The sequence below is a fragment of the Pseudoselenomonas ruminis genome, from assembly GCF_008271295.1.
Taxonomy (GTDB): domain Bacteria; phylum Bacillota; class Negativicutes; order Selenomonadales; family Selenomonadaceae; genus Selenomonas_A; species Selenomonas_A ruminis.
This window is the reverse complement of sequence record NZ_VTOY01000013.1, coordinates 1-19284: the sequence shown is the minus strand read 5'-3', so window position 1 is coordinate 19284 and position 19284 is coordinate 1. Positions and strand designations below refer to the sequence as shown.

General features: G+C 54.1%; 15 protein-coding genes. 5 read left to right on the top strand and 10 right to left on the bottom strand.

Going from position 1 to position 19284, the window contains the following annotated elements; all coding sequences use genetic code 11:
• Positions 1-43: 43 nt before the first annotated feature.
• A complete protein-coding gene (locus FZ040_RS11485; protein ID WP_149172115.1) occupies positions 44-391 on the bottom strand; it encodes a hypothetical protein in 348 nt (115 codons plus the stop codon).
• 172 nt (positions 392-563) lie between these two features.
• Between FZ040_RS11485 and FZ040_RS11480 the strand changes: the two genes are divergently transcribed.
• Together FZ040_RS11480 and cobT are read left to right on the top strand one after the other, a co-directional pair.
• Positions 564-2759, top strand: coding sequence for a Tex family protein (locus tag FZ040_RS11480; protein ID WP_149172114.1), 2196 nt, complete (start codon positions 564-566; stop codon positions 2757-2759).
• A complete protein-coding gene (gene cobT, locus FZ040_RS11475) occupies positions 2756-4675 on the top strand; it encodes a nicotinate-nucleotide--dimethylbenzimidazole phosphoribosyltransferase (RefSeq protein WP_149172113.1) in 1920 nt (639 codons plus the stop codon). The genes FZ040_RS11480 and cobT overlap by 4 nt, the downstream gene beginning before the upstream one ends.
• A 78-nt stretch (positions 4676-4753) precedes the next feature.
• On the opposite strand, the gene FZ040_RS11470 is transcribed toward cobT, so the two are convergent.
• A complete protein-coding gene (locus tag FZ040_RS11470; RefSeq protein WP_149172112.1) occupies positions 4754-5218 on the bottom strand; it encodes an Hsp20/alpha crystallin family protein in 465 nt (154 codons plus the stop codon).
• A 186-nt stretch (positions 5219-5404) separates the two neighbouring features.
• Positions 5405-7117 carry a methyl-accepting chemotaxis protein gene (locus tag FZ040_RS11465; protein ID WP_149172111.1) on the bottom strand — a complete coding sequence of 571 codons (1713 nt, stop codon included), beginning with the start codon at positions 7115-7117 and terminating at the stop codon, positions 5405-5407.
• Positions 7118-7402: 285 nt separating this feature from the next.
• Here FZ040_RS11465 and FZ040_RS11460 point away from each other — a divergent pair, with 285 nt between their 5' ends.
• Entirely contained in the window at positions 7403-8716 is a 1314-nt protein-coding gene (locus FZ040_RS11460) for a dicarboxylate/amino acid:cation symporter (RefSeq protein ID WP_149172110.1), read from the top strand.
• A 134-nt stretch (positions 8717-8850) separates the two neighbouring features.
• Here FZ040_RS11460 and amrA read toward each other — a convergent pair whose 3' ends face one another.
• The 3 genes from amrA to FZ040_RS11445 form a co-directional block, all read right to left on the bottom strand.
• A complete protein-coding gene (gene amrA, locus FZ040_RS11455; RefSeq protein ID WP_149172109.1) occupies positions 8851-10236 on the bottom strand; it encodes an AmmeMemoRadiSam system protein A in 1386 nt (461 codons plus the stop codon).
• 55 nt (positions 10237-10291) lie between these two features.
• Entirely contained in the window at positions 10292-11482 is a 1191-nt protein-coding gene (locus tag FZ040_RS11450; protein WP_187620316.1) for a multidrug effflux MFS transporter, read from the bottom strand.
• Between the two features lie 77 nt (positions 11483-11559).
• Positions 11560-12408 carry a MerR family transcriptional regulator gene (locus tag FZ040_RS11445; RefSeq protein WP_149172107.1) on the bottom strand — a complete coding sequence of 283 codons (849 nt, stop codon included), beginning with the start codon at positions 12406-12408 and terminating at the stop codon, positions 11560-11562.
• Positions 12409-12489: 81 nt separating this feature from the next.
• Here FZ040_RS11445 and FZ040_RS11440 point away from each other — a divergent pair, with 81 nt between their 5' ends.
• A complete protein-coding gene (locus FZ040_RS11440) occupies positions 12490-13881 on the top strand; it encodes an MATE family efflux transporter (RefSeq protein WP_149172106.1) in 1392 nt (463 codons plus the stop codon).
• 628 nt (positions 13882-14509) lie between these two features.
• Here FZ040_RS11440 and panD read toward each other — a convergent pair.
• Genes panD through FZ040_RS11425 form a run of 3 tightly spaced genes read right to left on the bottom strand, consistent with a single transcriptional unit; the run spans position 14510 to position 16720 of the window.
• Entirely contained in the window at positions 14510-14893 is a 384-nt protein-coding gene (gene panD / locus FZ040_RS11435) for an aspartate 1-decarboxylase (protein ID WP_149172105.1), read from the bottom strand.
• Position 14894: 1 nt separating this feature from the next.
• Positions 14895-15752: a pantoate--beta-alanine ligase gene (panC, locus tag FZ040_RS11430; protein WP_149172104.1), complete on the bottom strand. Its 858-nt coding sequence runs from the start codon at positions 15750-15752 to the stop codon at positions 14895-14897.
• Between the two features lie 23 nt (positions 15753-15775).
• Positions 15776-16720 (bottom strand): bile acid:sodium symporter family protein, encoded by a 945-nt coding sequence (locus FZ040_RS11425; RefSeq protein ID WP_149172103.1) that lies wholly within the window; start codon positions 16718-16720, stop codon positions 15776-15778.
• Positions 16721-17257: 537 nt separating this feature from the next.
• On the opposite strand from FZ040_RS11425, the gene FZ040_RS11420 reads away from it, so the two are divergent.
• Positions 17258-18676: a hypothetical protein gene (locus tag FZ040_RS11420; RefSeq protein ID WP_149172102.1), complete on the top strand. Its 1419-nt coding sequence runs from the start codon at positions 17258-17260 to the stop codon at positions 18674-18676.
• A 55-nt stretch (positions 18677-18731) separates the two neighbouring features.
• On the opposite strand, the gene mscL is transcribed toward FZ040_RS11420, so the two are convergent.
• Positions 18732-19160, bottom strand: a complete 429-nt coding sequence (mscL, locus tag FZ040_RS11415) for a large conductance mechanosensitive channel protein MscL (protein ID WP_149172101.1) — start codon at positions 19158-19160, stop codon at positions 18732-18734.
• Positions 19161-19284: the final 124 nt, after the last annotated feature.

Sequence of the window (19284 nt, the reverse complement as noted above, 5' to 3'; positions counted from 1 at the left end):
TCACTGCCTTCCCTTTTCCGTCGCAGCCTAACGAGCGAGGCAATCAGTAATTTTCACTCATATAATTCGCAATTGCTAGGGCGATGTTATTGTTCACCGTACCACCGCTTAAATAGCGGCAATCCACGCCCTTTCCCCAGCGGACGTCTACCACCGTATACGGGTCATAGTTTTTGCGGCCCGGAATCAGATTCTTGCACCGAATTCCAACATGCGCATGATTGGTTCCTACCATGGCGACCGAAGAGTCATCAATTTCTACCAACCACGCACCGTCGTAGGTCTTCACCGTACCAGCTTCTGCTACGGAAACGGCAAAGGGAGCCGGCGCCATCAACGGTGCCGCAGCCAAAACGCCCCCCAACAAGATACATGCTAAAACCTTTTTCATAAGAAATTCCTCCTTTACCAATAACCAAGGGAATAGACTCTTTTCTATTATATCGTATTTTTCCTCTTTTCTATAAAAATAAAACGCAAAATGGCATCACCACTGAAACGGTAATGAGACGAATATCTGTGGTATAATGAAAAACGAAACTGCAAGAAAGATGGTGCATTTTATGCTTATAAAAGATATTGAAACGATTATCGCCAAGGAACTGAACGTCCGCCCGAAACAGGTGGCGGCGGCGATTGAGCTGCTCGACGATGGCAATACGGTTCCGTTCATTGCCCGTTACCGCAAGGAGGCTACGGGCTCCCTTGAAGATGAACAGCTGCGCCAGCTCGAGGAGCGTCTCTCCTACCTGCGCAATCTCGTAAAGCGCCAGGAGGAAATCCTCGGCAAGATTGAGGAGCAGGGCAAACTGACCGATGAACTCCGCACGGCCATCGAGAAAACCACCAAACTGCAGGAGCTCGAGGACCTTTACCTTCCTTATAAACAGAAAAAACGCACGCGCGCGATGATGGCCCGCGAACGCGGATTAGAACCGCTCGCCAATGCCATGATGCTGCAGGCCCAGACAAAGGGCTCGGCACTTGAGGAAGCTGCCAAATTCATCGATGCCAAAAAAGGAGTCGAAACGGCTGAAGATGCCCTGGCCGGTGCCATGGACATCGTTGCCGAAACCATCATGGAGGACGCCGCCCTGCGCAAGAAAATGCGCTCCCGGCTTTGGAACATGGCCGTCCTCACCACGAGCCGTTGCGATGACGCCGCCGAGGAGGACAAGCAGGTTCTCGAAATGTATGCCGAATACCGCGAACCGGTTCATACGCTTCCTTCCCACCGCATTCTGGCCATCAACCGCGGCGAGAAAAAAGGCGCCCTCAAGGTAAAACTCGAAATCGACCACGAGGAGAACTGCCGCCGCATCTATAACGAAATCCACCGCCAGCCATCCATCTTTGACGACTGCCTGCGCGCCGCCATCGAAGACGGCTACAAACGCCTGCTGCTGCCAGCCCTCGAACGCGAAATCCGCTCGCAGCTCACCGAAGACGCCGAAGCGCAGGCCATCAAGGTCTTCGGCGTAAATCTGCGCCAGCTGCTGCTGCAGGCACCGCTGGCCGGCCATACGGTCATGGGCCTCGACCCTGGCTACCGCAACGGCTGCAAGATGGCCGTTGTCGATGCCACGGGACAGGTTCTTGACCACGGCGTCCTGCAAATTACCCAGAGCGACCGCGCCAAGGAAGCGGCCGCCAAGACGGTACTGGCATCCATCCGGAAAAATCACGTCACGCTGATTTCCATCGGCAACGGCACAGCCTCCTATGAGACGGAGCAGTTCACCGCCGAACTCATCCGCGAAAACGACCTTACCGATGTTCATTACATCATCGCCAACGAGGCTGGTGCCTCCGTATACTCGGCATCGGCACTGGCCAAGGAAGAACTGCCGGAATACGACGTTGTCATCCGCGGCGCCGTCTCCATCGCCCGCCGGGTACAGGACCCGCTGGCCGAGCTCGTAAAAATCGACCCGAAAGCTATCGGCGTCGGCCAGTACCAGCACGATGTCAACCAGAAAGAGCTTTCCCAGACCCTTGATGCCACCATCGAAAGTGCCGTCAACCATGTCGGCGTCGACCTCAATACAGCTTCGGCGGCACTGTTGAAACATATCGCAGGCATCAACGGCACCATTGCCAATAACATCGTGGCCTACCGCAACGAAAATGGCACCTTTGCGAGCCGCCGCCAGCTGCTCAAAGTCCCCCGTCTGGGCCCAGCCGCCTTTACCCAGTGTGCAGGCTTCCTGCGCATTGCCGGTGCCAAATCGCCGCTCGATAACACGCCGGTTCATCCGGAATCCTATAAGCTGGCCGAAGCCATTCTCGCTAAACTCGGCTTTGACCTCCAAGACCTGTCTGACAAGAATCAGCTCGCCATGCTGGCCGCCAAGAGCAAACTGGTCGATATCGCGAAGCTGGCCAAAGACCTCGACGCCGGTGAGCCGACGGTCAAGGATATCCTCGATGCGCTGGTAAAACCGGGCCGCGACCCGCGTGAGGACCTGCCCGCACCGCTGACCCGCCAGGCGATTGTCAAGCTCAGCGACATCAAACCGGGCACGATTATGCGCGGCACCGTCCGCAACATCACGGACTTCGGCGCCTTTGTGGACATCGGCCTGCATCAGGACGGCCTCATCCACATCTCCGAACTGTCCAAAAAACGCGTCAAACACCCGCTGGATGTGCTGTCCATCGGCGACGTGCTGAACGTCATGGTCATCAGCATCGACGAAAAACGCAACCGCATCGGTCTGTCACTGAAACAAGTGCCAAAGGAGGCGCAAATCGGATGAGTCTGCTGGAACAAACCATTGCCATCATCGAGCCGCCCAACCGGGAAATCCCTCAGGTGACTGCCAAACGCCTCAATCAGGTCATGGAAGACGATGACATCACCCTCGGCGGTCTCCGCGGCCTGCTCCTGCGCTATCTCGCGATAACCGGTAAGCGTCATCCGGAGTCACCGGAAAAATGCACCGTCATCTGCTGCGGCGACCACGGCGTGGCTGAGGAAGGCGTCAGCGCTTATCCGCCCGAAACCACCCTGCAAATGGTCCGCAACTATCTCATCAGCCAGGGAGCAGCCGCCAACGCCTTTGCCAAATACTGCGACTCTGAGCTGCTCGTCGTCGATATCGGCATCGCCGCCAACGCGCAGGATATTCCGGGACTCATCGACTGCCACATTGCCGACGGCACGTCCAATATAGCCCAGGGCCCCGCCATGACGCGTCAGCAGGCGGTTTTAGCCATTGAGACGGGCATCGAAATTGCCAACCAGCTCATGGATAAGGGATTTGACTGCATCCTGCCGGGCGAAATGGGCATTGCCAACACCACCGTCAGTGCCGCTATCGTTGCCGCCTGCTGCGGCCGAACAGCTGTGGAGACTACCGGCCGCGGAACCAATATCTCCGACGAACGGATGCAAAAAAAGATTCAAATTGTTAAGCAGGCCCTCGAAACCAACCAGCCCGATGGCAATGACGGCCTGGATGTCCTGACCAAGGTTGGCGGCTTTGAATTCGGTACGATTGCGGGCATCATCCTCGGGGCCGCTGCCCGCCATGGCACAGTAATCCTTGACGGCGCCAATACGAGCGCCGCCGCCCTTATCGCCCAAGCCATCGCCCCGGAATCCATCAGCTATGTGATTCCTTCGCACCTCAGCGCGGAGAACTCCCACCAATTCGCACTGGAAAAGCTCGGCCTTATGCCACTGATGAATCTGGATTTAAAACTCGGCGAAGCCTGTGGTTCCAGTCTGCTCGTCACGATGCTGGAGGCAGTATTATCGGCCTGGGATGTCCTCGACAAGCTCCCGCAGGAACCTGTCGAAACGCCCTTCCATCAGGAATTCATGCGCTATACCATCCCCAAGATTACCGATAAAACCTTTGATTTCTACCTGCGCACGATGCAGGACCTCGACTATGAGTCCCTGCACAACTGCCAGCACCGCATTGACAATCTGGCCAAGCCTCTCGACAGCCTCGGCTATCTGGAACAGATTGCCGCCGAAATTGCCGGCGTCATTGGCAACGACCTGCCCGAATGCGGCATGGAACGGGCCCTGCTGGTCTTTACCGGTCGCCAGACCAATTCCCTGCAGGCCCAGCTCACCGCGGCGTTTGCCCAGCACGCCGGTGCCGATGTCACGATGGCTCACCTGCGCGACGGCCTGCCGCCCACCGCGGCTTTCGACTTTGGCCGCGAACAGTCCGAGTACCTGTCGCTTACCTACCCGCTCCTGGGTCTGGCACTGACGGAACTCGACGAAGATGCCCCCTTTGGAACAGCCGCTACGGAATTTGCGACTACGCTATTGAATCCAGACGGCAGTCTGCGCTACGAGGCCGACGAGTTCCTGCAAAAGGCGCCCGAAGCCTATCGGCCTGCCATTGGTGCCATCATCGGTGCGATTATCGCCGCGGCTCACAACAGCAGCTTCATCCTGCTTGACGACGAAGCCACGGAAATCATCGCCCGCTACACCGAGCTCTTATGCCCGGAAGTCCGTCCCTATATTCTCCACGTTCAGCCGGCACTGCTGCAGGCTGACATCACGCTGCCCGGCGGCATTATTGCTTCTATCGGCTTAAACATCACCGAAGCCGCCCTGCACATGTTAAACGACATGCGCACCTTCGCCGATACCAAAGTATCGGTCTCACAGGACGGTCCGGGCGTCAGCAAACAAATTCCATAAATTCACAATGAAAAACCGGCTGGTATAACCAGCCGGTTTTTCACTGTGAATTTATGTTTAGGGAATTATTTAGAAGGCTTATTTTATCTCAATCTCGGTCGAGTGCTGAACCTCCGCGGCCTTCGGCATATTCACATGCAGGACACCGTCCTTGAATTCTGCCGTGACGCGGGCCTCGTCAATATTGTCGATATAGAACGAACGGCTCATCGAACCGGAGCGGCGCTCACGCCGGATATAGTTACCCGCATCGTCCTTTTCTTCCTTCGACTCATCTTTCTGGGCCGAAATGGTCAGATAGCTGTTCTGATAGCTCAGGTGAATATCTTCCTTTGCCATCCCCGGCAAGTCGGCCGTAAGCTCGTAACTGTTCCCGTTATCCTTGACATCGACGCGCATGCTGCCAGCGCCATTCCAATTGTTCATAGCCGGGAAGAAATCATCCTTGAAAAATGGTTCATCGAATACATCCCAAATCGACTGTGGACGCTCACTGCTCTTTGCGAGATTGTTTCTTGCACCAAATGGAACTAAACCAAACATAACTGTCGCCCCTTTCAAAACTGCGCCATAAGTTTCAACAGCTCATGGTATTGATTTATCTCTGGAGGTTTCCCTCTTTTCATCTCTTATTATAAATCAAATAGACAAAAAGTCAATAGGTCAAAGTAAAAATAATAACAAGGCCATGCTCTTTTCGCATGGCCTTGTTGGGGTATATGAACTTTATCAGAACTTGAACTGTCTGAGTGCCTGCTCCTGCTCTGCTGCCATATGTGAAAGCGAATCGCTGGCAGAAGCGATTTCCTCCGAAGAAGCCGACTGCTCTTCGGTTGCTGCCGATACAGATTCCATATGCTCGGAAACTACCTGGCCCTTGCTGCTGATCTCGGAAACCGAGTTAGCGATATTCTGGGCATCCTCATTGACGAGACGGATTGCTTCATCCATCTCTTTGGTCTTCTCAGCACCATCCTGTACCAGGTCATGGATGCGGTTGAATACGGCCTGAAGTTCCTCGACCGATTTCGCACCAGATACAACGGCATCGCAGCCCTGTTTCATGGAATCAACGGCTTCAGACGTATCCTGCTGCATGGCATTGATGAGCTCGGCAATCTTCTGTGCTGCCTCCTCGGACTGTTCCGCCAGTTTGCGGACTTCCTCCGCAACGACGGAGAAGCCGCGGCCCTGCTCACCGGCACGGGCTGCCTCGATGGCCGCATTGAGTGCCAGCAGGTTCGTCTGGCTGGCAATCTCCGAAATCGTATCGACGATAGCGCCGATTTCCTCGGAGCGGTTGCCCAGACGGCTTACCATCTCGGCCGTGCTGCTGACCGTTGCTTCGACATCGCGGATTTCCCGGACGGAGGTCTCCAGTGCCTTGTTGCCCTGTTTGGCCTCATCGGCAGCCGTCATGGAATTCGTCGTTACGTCATTGGCATGAGCACGCATCGTCTGAATCGAATCGTTGACCTTCATCAGGAGGTCCTGGCTTTCCTTAATCTTGCTCTCCTGCTCGATGACCAGGTGAGCAGCCTCGCCGACCGATTCTGCCGACTGTACGGCTGCCTGCGCCGACTGCATGGACGCCTCTTTCAGGTTGCCCGACGATGAGCTGATATCTTTAATGGCATTGCTGATGCCCTTCATATAGTTGCCGAGTTTCTGCTGCATGTCGGAAAGAACCCGGGACAGATGCCCGAACTCATCGCCACGGTTAAGGGAAAGTGCCGTACCACGGAAATCGCCATCGCGGAGTTTTTCGCAAACAGCCCGCATAGCGTCGAGGGCATTAGTGATGTTGCGTGCCGTCATGAGGCTGGCACCAGCCTGTACCAAGAGAGCCACCAGCGTAACCACCATAATCATCATGGCCGCCGCACTGTTGGCATCACGGCTGGCCTGTTCATTGGCCTCAGCCTGTTCGTTGACTTTCTTCTGCTGGTTATGGAACGCATCGCGCAAGCCACGGGTTGCCGGCGAACCTTCTTTTTCGTAGTAGGTCAATGCCTCGGCATGTTTCCCCTGGTTGGCAAGATCTACGGTATGATCCATGATCTTTTTATAGTTGGCCCACTGCGCATCGATGTCGGAGGTGTCTTCAATCGGCATCCCCTTGACCGCCGCTTTGTATTCGGCGATCGACTTCTCGACGTTTTCCTCAGCTTCCTTTTTCTGGCCCACGACTTTTTTAAGGCGCTCCGGATTATCCTGCAGCGTTACGGCCTGCAGGGTCTTTACCATCATGACACGGCTGAATTCCACGGCCGTTCCTAGCTTCTGTACGCCCTGCATCTCATGGTCATACATGCTCTTCATTTCATTATCGGCATTGCTGAGCGACCGGTATCCGGTAACACTAATGCCAATCATCGCAATTGCGGCTATGGCTACAATCAGCAATAACTTATAGGCTACTTTAAGTTGATCAAAACCCATAATCGATTCCTCCTATTTTTAAATCCCTAACATTACATCTACACACCTTCTAGATTCTACCATCAACCAAGAATGTATACTAATTATTTTTTCCTATATAGGTCATAGATTTTTCTTATAAAAATCAGGTCATGTGTCCTATTCTTTTGTCGAGCTTATTATTTTTTTAACATTTACCTATTGACATATCGCAATTTGCCCGATATAATGTAAACATATTAAACATGTATGCTTTGTTAAAAAAGTTTTTCATGTAAGTTAACCGCAAGAAAGAAGGTATCTTTTATGACCGATTCGAAACATGACCGCGTCCAAGCGGCGCGTGATGAAGCTTTGCGCCAGCATAACCCCGGCGCCAGCCGCCAGCAGATGATTCTCTGGTTCAGCGCCCTTATCCTCGGCGGTATCCTCGGCTCGCTCGGCATCGCCGCCCTCAACGAGTTATTCAACTTCATCGCGACCGTATTTACGCGGCTTTTCCAGTTTATTGCCGTACCGACCATCGCCCTGGCTGTCATCACGACCCTTTCGTCCCTGGGCGGGAAAAAGGAGACCAAGACGATTTTCGCCCACGCCGTGACCTACACGCTGCTCACGACGATTTCGGCCGCCGCCGTCGGCCTGGTGCTCTATCTGCTGATTGCGCCAGGCAATCTCCCGGCTGAAGTAGTGGGAGCCGGTACCGCATCCGTTCCACTGGATAAAGTCGGTTCCCTCTCCTATTATGACCATATCATTTCGGTTATCCCGAACAATCTGCTGCAGCCGTTCCTGGCGGGCAATGTTCTGTCGGTTATGCTGATTGCCGCCTCTGTCGGTCTGGCACTTGCCTTTATGCCGAAAACGGAAAACCGCGAAGTTCTCATCAAAGGACTTTATGGCGTCCAGGAATTGCTGTTCACGCTTATCAAAGCCATCCTCTGGGCACTGCCGCTGGGCATCCTGGCTTTTGCCGGCCAGCTCGCAGCTCAGATTCAGGCTGGTGTCATCGTCGGCGCCCTCGGCAAATACGTTGCCGTTGTCATCGGCGGAAATGCCATCCAGTTCTTCGTAATCCTGCCGCTGTTCCTGCTCGTGCGCGGTCTCAATCCGCTTGACGTGTTCAAGAAGATGAGCCCTGCGGTCGCCGTTGCGCTCTTTACCAAGAGCTCTGCTGGCACTCTGCCAGTCACGCTGGCCTCGGCCGAACAGAATCTCAAGGCGGATACGCGTGTTTCCCGCTTTGTCCTGCCAATCTGCACGACTATCAACATGAACGGCTGCGCCGCTTTCATTCTCGTCACGTCGCTGTTTGTCATGCAGAATGCAGGCTTTGAGCTGACGCTGGGCACGATGATTTCCTGGTTGTTTATCGCGGTCCTCGCTGCAGTCGGCAATGCCGGTGTCCCGATGGGCTGCTACTTCCTGACGCTGTCGCTGATGAGTTCCATCGGCGCCCCAATCGGCCTCATGGGCATTATCCTGCCGATTTATACGATTATCGATATGATTGAAACGGCCGAAAATGTCTGGTCCGACGCATCGGTATGCGCGATGACCGACCACGACCTCAAAGGCAGACTCGAAGGAAAGCCTGCCGCTGCTTCCTCGCTCTCCTAAACAATTTACATACCAAGAAGGACCTGGATTATTCCAGGTCCTTTCTATTTCGCCTCCTAAGCAGCTCATTCCTGCTTGGGAGGCATTCTATTTTTTTATACTTTATTGGATAAATGTATCTTGTATTTATCGGTTCAAAGATGGCGTTCGACTTCAAACCGCCAAAGCTTACAGGCTTCGCGTTCGCCGATATTTCCCTTGCGGCGCGCTATTGCAAGCTGCTCGCTGACACTGTCCACGCCGGGCAAATCCGGCAGCAGCAGGCCGCGGCGGTCACCGCTTTGAACGATGACTCCATAGCGCTTGGTGTCAAGCTGCGCGGGAGAATCGATTGGCTCCGGCTCCGTCAGCACATCGACATCATAGACCAGCCGATCCAGCTCTTCAGGCGCTACTGGCGAAAAGCGCGGGTCCCGTGTTCCTGCCGAAACGGCATTGTAGAGGATTTCTTCGGCCAGATTCTGGCGGACAGGCTGGATGGTGCCAATGCAGCCGCGCAGACTGCCATCCTTTTTGATGGAAACAAAAGCGCCCCGCCGCATTTCCTGCAGCGCCGCGGGCAAATCCGGCGGAAGCTTGGCCAATTGATGGGTGCGCACAAAAGTCTCAAGGCTTAGCCGCGCCAGCTTCACCAAAGCATCCTCCCGTTGCCGAATCGCCTGCATCGCCTCCTGCTCGCATTGTGCCAGCTGCTGGCCGATGTGCCGCGCCGCGTCGGGCGCGCCCGGCAGGAACCAGCCCACGCCATAGCCGACGCCAAAGGTCCCCTGATACGAAAGCAGTTCGGATTTTACCGCGCGGCCATCTAGCGCGCCCGCCATAATCCAAAACGACCGCAGGCCGCATTCGGCTGCCCCGTTGGCAAGGTCTGCCGGAGTCAAAAGCAAGCGCAGGAAATCGCCGCTTTGGAAAACTTCCTGCATCTGCGCATCAAAGACCGGACCTTCAGCCGCAAAGCCATAGGGGCCGTCTTCCTTTAATTTATGAGACAAGTCCCCACTGGCGACGATGAGCACGCGGCGGCCAAGTTCCTCCGCAACGGCGGCAATATGCTGGCCGAGGCGGTAATGCTCCCGCGCAGGCAGGCCCGACAGGCCAATCCGCACGATGGGAACACCTCGCAAATGCTGGTGCAGGAAGTACAGCGGTATCATCGTGCCATGGTCAAGCTCCGGATTCTTTTCGCCCAGCGTTCCCGCTGGGAAGTCTTCTGCCTGACAGCGCCTGGCCAAAGCTTCCGTAAACTCAGTATCGTAGGCCGTTTCGACCCTGACCTGCGGCGCGCGGAAGGCGGCAAAGGAACCAGCTGCGCCAGTTCCCGGCGACAGATGGAAATAGTCCGCATACATAACTGTATGCGGGCTCAGCACAACCACCGTATCGGGCCGCAGGGCCGCCGCCCGCTCCATGACCCGCTGATAAGCCGCAATCGTCGGCGCTATCTGCTGCTCTTCGCCATGACCAACTTCGGGGATGATAAGCGGCGGATGCGGCACCGCCATCGCTGCCAAAACTGCCATCAGAATCTCCTCCTATCCAAGCTCCTGCCAAAATAAGATTCCCTCTGCCCTTATTTTACTCCGCCCGATGCTCCGGAGCAATCATCGTATAGAAACAAATAACGCCCAAGGCATAGCCGCCAACCATAATCACTGCCATCGGGATGGCCGTATGGTCACCCATGATGCCGACTACCGGCATCATGCATGCCCCGAGTATCATCGAAAAGAAGCCGATAAGTGCACTGGCACTGCCAGCATTTTTCCCCTGCCGCGAAAGGGCCAGCGAAAAGCTCGCGGCGCCCATGACCGACAGCGGAACTACCGTAACGAAGAGCACCGCCACCGTATAGGCCATCGGTGCCTCAAGGCAGAAGCCTGCCAGCAGGAAGACCGCGCCGATAAGCGGAATCAGAATCGACCATTTTAACAAAAGCACATCCGACACCCGTCCGGCCAGCCGCGCTGGCAGCATGCCTGCAAGCATCAAGCCAGTTCCAATGAAGCCGAAAATCAGGCTGAACATCTGTGGCGATACCTGATAGATATTCTGGAAGACAAACGAGGAACCTGCCAGATAGGCAAAGAACGCGCCGAAAATGAAACACTGAAGCAGGCAGTGTCCCAGAAAATAACGGTCTTTCAAAAGCTGCGGATATTTCCGGAAGGATTCCCCCAGATTTTGCAGCCGCTGGTCCTGCGGCAAAGTTTCCTTATAAATGAGCGTCGCGAGGGCCTGCAGGATGCCGACAATTACCAGCACGACAAAGACGCCGCGCCAGCTCGTAAAGAGCAGAATCTGGCCGCCGAGCACCGGCGCGAGAATCGGCGCCAGGCCGTTGACCATCATCAGCAGGGCGAAAAAGCGCGTAAGCTCCGCGCCCTCACAGACATCACGCGCAATGGCCCGCGCGATGACGATTCCACTGGCCCCGGCAAAACCGGCCAAAAAGCGGAAGGCCAGGAACAGCCCGATATCCTGCGCAAACACACAGCCCGCCGTCGATACGATAAACAACAGCATGCCGATGAACAGCGGTCCTTTGCGCCCATAGCGGTCACTGAGCGGTCCCGTAAAAATCTGGCCAAGAGCCATACCGATAATCGTCATGGTGAGTGTCAGCTGTGCCAGCGAAGCCGAAATCCCCAAGTCCAGCTGTACCGTCGGCAATGCCGGCAGGTACATATCCGTCGACAGCGGTGCCATCGCTGACATGATGCCTAAAAATACCGTCAGCCACAATCGTGTTTTCTTTGTCATTTGCATAATTTTTCCCTTTCCAATAAGCGTAATGGAGCTATTTTAACAGGATTTTCTTAAAACTTTTATTAAAATTTCATTAATTATTCAGCCGCTGCTTTCGGCACGGCAATTCGCGTGATAAAGCCACGCGAATCACTCATACTCATGTTTTCCAGAATGCTTTCCTCATAGGAAAACGCCCCAACCTTACAGCCCTGTTCCTTGATGTACTGCCGCAGCAGTGCATAGGCCTTGGCCGTATCATCGTAATCCCCTTGAAAATACGTGACGAGATAGGTGCCTGCAGGACGCGTGTGCCGGTACGCCCGCTCCACGGTGCGGTACGGACCATTGATGATGGTAAAGAAGTGGCTGATGATGCCCTCCTGCCCGGGCTGGCAAAAATCCCGTGCCGCCACCATGGCACCGACGCCAAGGCCAGCACTTATTTGAAGCTCGGTCACCTGCCGCTCATGCTCCGTTGCGATTTGTTCGACCATAGGCCAATCGTCAGCGGCCGCCTGCCGCCTTGTATTGCGCGAGAGAACCAGCCGCGCGGCGGGCAGTTCCAATTCCTCCACCCGTCCGCAGATTACGGTCCGGGCCAGTTCGAGCAGATGGCGCTGATTTTCCACAATGCGCAGCTGCCGGCGGATTTTGGCCTGCTCCTGTTTCAGCCACGCCTGCTGCTCCCCCAGCAGTTCATCCAAGCGCTCGGGACTGCGGTGCTCCATGTACTCCTTGATTTCCGATAGCTCAAGCCCCATGCCGCGCAGCATGCGCAGGAGATAAAAGGGATAAAACTGGCGGAATGAGTAGCTGCGGTAGCCATTTTCCGCCACATGGTCGGGCTTGAAGATTCCCTGTTCATCGTAATAATGAAGCGTGCGCTTGTTGACCCCGACAATCCTGGCAAATTCCCCCGTGTGAAATGTCAGCCGCCGTTTCATGCTGTCCCCTCCCTTGACATTACAGTTACTGTATACTTTAAGATAACTATACAAGGAAAACACAAGAAAGGAAAGATATTTATGGAAAATAGTAACTCCACACCGCTGGCGCAGCGGTTCACTATTTTTTCGCTGCTGCGCTTCGCCGCGCCCTCGATAGGCATGATGCTCGTCATCTCGCTTTACACGGTGACGGATGGCATCTTCATCGGCCGCTATGCTGGCTCGCTGGCACTTGCGGCCTCCAACATCGTCTATCCGGTTATCAATCTGGTCTTTGGTCTTGCCATTATGCTGGCTTCGGGAGGGTCGGCCATCGTTGCCAAAAATCTCGGAGAAGGCCAGCTGGGCGCCGCCAACAATCGCTTTGCCTGGCTGACGGCAGTTGGTGCCGTAATTGCGCTGGCACTTGCCCTTACCGCCGGACTTTTTCTCGCACCCATCCTGACTTTTCTCGGTGCCAGTCCGGCCATGCTTGACGACTGCCGCCTCTATCTCGGGGTATTGCTTCCCTTCTTCCCGGCGGCCGCGCTGATGGTTATCTTTAATGCCTTCTATATTGCCGACGGCCGCCCCATCCAGGGCTTTCTCGTTTCTGTAGCCAGCGGTATTACCAATGCCGTCCTCGACTACCTCTTTCTGGCCGTCTGTGGTCTTGGCATCGGCGGCGCTGCCCTTGCTACAGGTATTGCCGACCTGCTGGCCGCCATCATCGGCCTTGTCTATTTCGCGCGCTTTAGCCGCACGCTCCGGCTTCGCCCCTTTAAGGCTGAACTTCCCGTTCTTCGTGCCGCCTGCAACAATGGCGCCTCGGAACTTGTCACCCAGCTTTCCGTGGGCGTGGTGACTTTCCTGTTTAACATCATCACGTTCCGCTGGGCCGGTGAAAACGGCGTTGCCGCTATCTCGGTTATCCTTTATGCGGAAATGCTGCTGACGTCTATCCTCATGGGCTTTACCAACGGCGTGGCCCCAGTATTCTCTTATCATTATGGCGCCCGCCACCACGGCGAACTGACCCGCCTGCTGAAAATCAGCCTGGGAATTATCACGACCTTTGGCCTGCTGGCGTTTGCCACCTCCCGCCTGCTCGCCACTCCGCTTATCGCGCTGTTCCTGCCCGATGGCGGACCTGCATTCACGCTGACCTTATCGGGCTTCCTGCTGTTCTCGCTGAGTTTCCTGCTCGTCGGCTTTAATCTCTTCGCCTCCGGCTTTTTCACGGCCCTATCCAACGGCAGGACCTCGGCCCTGTTATCCTTTGTGCGCAATCTCGCAGGAATCGTGATTTTCCTCATGCTCCTGCCCCGCGAGCTGGGCATCGCCGGCGTCTGGCTGGCCGTCCCCGCCGCCGATGCCGCCGCCCTGCTGCTCACCCTCTTCTGTCTCTATAACGAAAACAGAACCCTGCAGGAGCGGCAAAAAGCAACCACCACCAAATACAAAACCATCTTCTCAACCAAGGTTCTATAAATAAAAGTTTAACGGAGAAATCTTCTTCGAGCCTGTCCTCCGCCGAGGAGCAGGAACGTACCAACGCTTCACTGAGATGGTTTGCTAAAAAAATTTTTTGTCTTAAATTAAGCATCGAAAATTCGCTAAACGCGCTTCGCTTGAACGGTACCGAATTTTCGACGGAGAGTGAGGACAAAAAATTTTTTCTTCACGCAAACCATCAAACGTTACGCTTATGGTATGTTCCTGCTCCTCGGCTTTGTTATAGGCATGAGCGGAGGGGGGAAATTCCAAAAAGGGGCGCGCGATGCGGCACCTGCGTTTGAGCTGGCACATTCCTTCAATGCGTTCGAGGGAATATCCTGTGATTATCGTCTCAATATCAGCAGCCGCCAGGGGAAGTGCCATAAACGAAGCGTTTGATATTTTCCGTTAAGAACGAAATTTTTATCTTCGCTACTCGTCGAAAAAATGTAACCGTCCAAGCGAAGCGCGTTTTGAATTTTTTCGATGCTTAATTACAGATAAAAATTTCGTTTAGGAAAATATCTCAGCGTAGTGTTGGCACTTCCCCTGGCGGCTGCGGAGAGTGGCTTCAAACCAAAAGCTCCACGAACGTAATCCCTTGCGCCCGTGGAGCTTGCTTTTAGTTGGTCTGCCCGTGGTATTCCACGCGGCGGACCTCTTTTATTTTATTCTTTTCATCTACCATAACGACCTTAGGCTTATGTGCCCTGGCCTCGTCTTCCTCAAAGAGCGCATAGGCCATGATGATGACCACATCGCCTACCTGCGCACAGCGTGCCGCCGCTCCATTGAGGCAGACAACGCCTGAGCCGCGCGGGCCGGGAATCGTATAGGTCTCCAGCCGTGCCCCATTGTTGTTGTCGACAACCTGCACGCGCTCATTCGGAATGATACCGGCTTTTTCCATGAGCTCTTCATCAATCGTGATACTGCCCATGTACTGGAGATTCGCCTCCGTCACCGTCGCACAGTGGATTTTGCCCTTTAACAGATTCAGCATCATATCACGCTCTCTCCTTTCCCAGAATGGTGTTGTCAATCAGACGGGTCTTGCCAATCTTCACGGCAATAGCCAGCAAGGCCGGTTCTGCCACCGTATGCATCGGCGTAAGGCCTGGGAACGAATAGAGGTCTACATAATCGACTGCCGCCATCGGTTCGCCGCTCAGTGTGTTCTTTACGACCATCTTCAATTTTTCCACATCGCGCTCGCCGCGGTCATAAGCCTCCTTGGCCCGCTTCAAACTGCGGGAGAGCACCAGCGCCGCTTCCTTTTCCTCAGCCGACAGATACTGGTTGCGCGAACTGCGGGCCAGGCCGCTTTCCTCGCGGACAATCGGAACCATATTGATGTGGACATTGAGATTGAGATCCTCCACAAAGCGGCGGATAACGACAACCTGCTGGGCATCCTTCTGGCCAAAGAAAGCCTCGTCTGCCCGCGAAAGATTTATGAGCTTCGTCACTACGGTTGCCACCCCGCGGAAATGACCGGGACGGCGCGCACCGCAAAGTTTATCGGTAATATCGCCATCCACCGTCACATAGGTAGAAAAGCCCTCAGGATACATCTCCGACGGCTCCGGATGGAAAACTGCATCCACGGGAACAGACTCGAGCTTTTCACAATCCGCCTCAAACTGGCGCGGATACGCATCGTAGTCCTCATTGGGGCCGAACTGTACCGGATTGACGAAAACCGAGGCGATGACAATATCGCAGGCTTCCCGTGCCTGCCGCATCAGCGTCAAATGCCCCTCGTGCAAGGCGCCCATCGTCGGCACCAAACCGATTTTCTTACCTGCTGCTTTCATTTCTTTGGCATAAGCTTGAATTTCCTTGATAGTCCGTAAGATTTTCATAACTGTTTCCCCTCTTTGTACGATTACGCATTAACTGCTTTTAATTCTTCCTTCTCCTCCTTGCGGGCAAAATAATTTGCCACCAGGGAGCCCGACACATTATGCCAGACGCTGAAAATTGCGCCCGGGATAGCGGCCGCCGGATTGAAGTACATAATGGCCAGGCTGGCGGCCATGCCCGAATTCTGCATGCCCACCTCGATAGCCACCGTCCGTGCCTTGCGTGAATCCAAGTGGCAGGCATTGGCCATAACATAGCCGAGCAGCAGGCCAAAACCGTTATGCAGGATGACAAGGCCGAACATCAGCAAACCGACTTCTACCAGTTTCGCTGCCGACAAGGCTACGACACAGCCTACCAGCAGCACGATGCAAACCACCGATACGAGCGGCATGACCGGCATGATGCGTTCAACCTGCCGCTCGGCAAAGTGATGGATGGCAAGCCCTAAAAGCACCGGCGCCAGAACCATCTCGGCAATGGAAATCATCATTGCCATAAACGAAACATTTACCCAGGCATCGGCCAAGAACCAGGTCAGTGCCGGCGTGACAATCGGTGCCAGCAGCGTCGTCGTCATCGTCATGGATACCGACAACGCTACATCCCCCTTCGCCAGATAGGCGATGACATTTGACGCGGTTCCCCCCGGACAGGTGCCGACGAGAATGACGCCCACAGCCAATTCTGGCGGCAGATTGAAGGCTTTGACAAGACCATAGGCAACGAATGGCATGATGAGAAACTGGGCCGCTACACCGAGCCCCACCTGCCAGGGATGCCTTAGCACATTGCGGAAATCCTCTACCCTAAGCGTCATGCCCATGCCAAACATGACCACGCCCAGCATCCAGGAAACGTACGGCCCGACCCAGGTAAGCGTGCCTGGCGCCACTGCTCCGAGCACACCGACACCGATAACGAGCAGTGCCAGGTTATCCACCAACGCTTTGATGATTTTCTTCAAAAGAAAAACCTCCTTAAAAATATAAAATTTTCCGAGGCAAAAGAACGCATAAAATGGTCCGGAAAATCAAAAACGCGCCTCTCAGTGAGACCTGAAAGGCGCGCAAAAAAGCCCATAATCAAAACAAAATTATCGGGAAGTCGCACGGGTGTCCTCTCTGTCTCAGTCCTCAGGATCTAAGCAGTTCACAACCGAAGCGTATTTAATTTATTCCGGAAAAGTATAACTCACCATCGTGATGTCATCTTTTGCCACCAACCCCTATGCTAGCACAAACCAGCCAAAAACTCAAATCACCGCTATCGTTATTTATCCACATATTGTTTCCAACATCCTGTGGATATTGTGGATAAATCCCCCTTTCCCACCTCTAATGGCTAGTTTATGCACATAAACAGGGATTTATCCGCTGATTTTCTGTGGATAACCTGGCTAAAGGTTAATTTTCGTTTAATAAATGACACACACAGGTTTAATTCCTTTCTTTTATAATTAGCTCAGAATAAAACGCATGGATAGCACCGAAGGAGTGATATTATGAAATGGACTTATGACAAAAAATACCACAAACTAGCGGCAATACTAGCGCTGGCAATAACAACCAGCGTGGGAAGCGCCGCTAACTGCTCCGCGCAGGATATCGTAAACCAGCCCTTGTCTGTCAATCTCGATGGTGCTATCCCAGCCCCGCCGGATGGACAATTGCCACCAGGCGCACCGCCACAGGGTCAGGGCTTGCCGCCAGCTCCTGGCATGGAGCAGAAAGATGCCTCGGCACTCACGGCAAAGCTCATCAGTGACCATGAGACAGGCACCTTTGACAACCAAAATCTTGCCGCCAATGCTGCAGATGAGAACGCCTTCCTGGCCCGCAACGGAGCCACTGTCACGCTGACGAACTCAACCCTCAGCAAAACCGGCGATTCGAGCGACGTCGACGCCAGCAATTTTTCCGGCCAAAATGCCGTCTTCCTGTCGAGCAACAGCATCGCCACCCTGTCAAATCTCAAACTTGATTCCAATGCTGACGGTGCCAATGCCATCTTTGCCACCGGCGAGAAAAGTGTCGTCAACGTAAACCATGTTGTTATCCACACCAAAAACAATTCCTCGCGCGGACTTGATGCTACCTATGGCGGAACCATTCATGCCAAGGATGTGGAAATCACCACCGAGGGCGCCCATTGCGGCGCGCTGGCCACGGACCGCGGCGAGGGCAATGTCATCGTTGAAAACGCAAAAATCGTCACCTCAGGTGAAGGCAGTCCTTGCATTTACTCAACTGGCAATATCCAGCTCACCAACAGCACAGGCGAAGCCATGGGCAGTGAAATCGCCGTTGTCGAGGGCAAGAACTCTATCACCCTCAACAATGCCCGCCTCACCGGCCACATCAAGCATGGCATTATGCTCTACCAGAGTTTTTCGGGGGATGCGGGAATAGGCGAGGCAAAGTTCACCGCCAAGAACTCGCTTCTGACCAACAAATCAGACGGCCCCATGTTCTACATCACCAACACCACAGCAACGGCCAACCTCGAGAGCACACAGCTGATCCAGGACGGTGATGTACTGATACAGGCTGCCAGCGACCGCTGGGGCAACGAAGGCAAAAACGGCGGCACCTTTACCATGAATGCCATCAATCAGGAGTTGAAGGGCAAAATCCTCGGCAACAACATCAGCCAGATAACGCTGAACCTGCAAGGCGGCAGTCATTGGACGGGTTCCTTCAATGAAGATTATGCCGCCGACAAAGCAGCCCTGAACCTGGCTAAAGACGCCGTCTGGGATGTCACTGCCAACTCCTATCTGACCACCTTCAGTGATGCAGACAGCACCTTCAGCAACATCAACAGCAACGGCCATAAAATCTACTACGATAAAAAAGAAAATCCCGCGCTCGGTGGCAAAACCTATAAACTGCCTGGCGGCGGAAAATTGATTGCCAAATAAAAAAAGCGTTGACTCGTCGTTGAGTCAACGCTTTTTTATCCCCACATAATGCCGCTTATAAATCAGAGGTGCAATGCGGGCATTTGGTAGCATCCTCGGGAATCTCTGTCTTGCAATAGGGGCAGAGATGCGGTTCCTTTTCCGGTTCTTCTTTCTGCGGTACCAGGCGGTTGACCTGCTTAATCATCAAAAAGATAGCAAAGGCCACAATCAGGAAATCAATGACCGCATTGAGGAATGAACCATAGGCGATGACAGGCAGGCCTGCTGCCTTTGCCTCGGCTAAAGTCGCCACTGGCTTGCCAGACAGATTGATAAACAGATTGGAGAAATCCACTTGCCCCAAAATGAGACCAATCGGCGGCATCAAGACATCATTAACGAAAGAAGTGACAATCTTGCCGAAGGCGGCGCCAATGATGATACCGACAGCCATATCCAGCACATTGCCTCGCATGATAAACTTCTTGAATTCTTCTATCATAAAATATGCTCCTTTCCTGAAGAGAACATCCACATTCTCCTCCACGTTAAACATATTCAACAAGGAATAGAAAATCCCTTTAATTTAACACACAAAAAAGGCATCCTTAACGGATGCCCTTCGC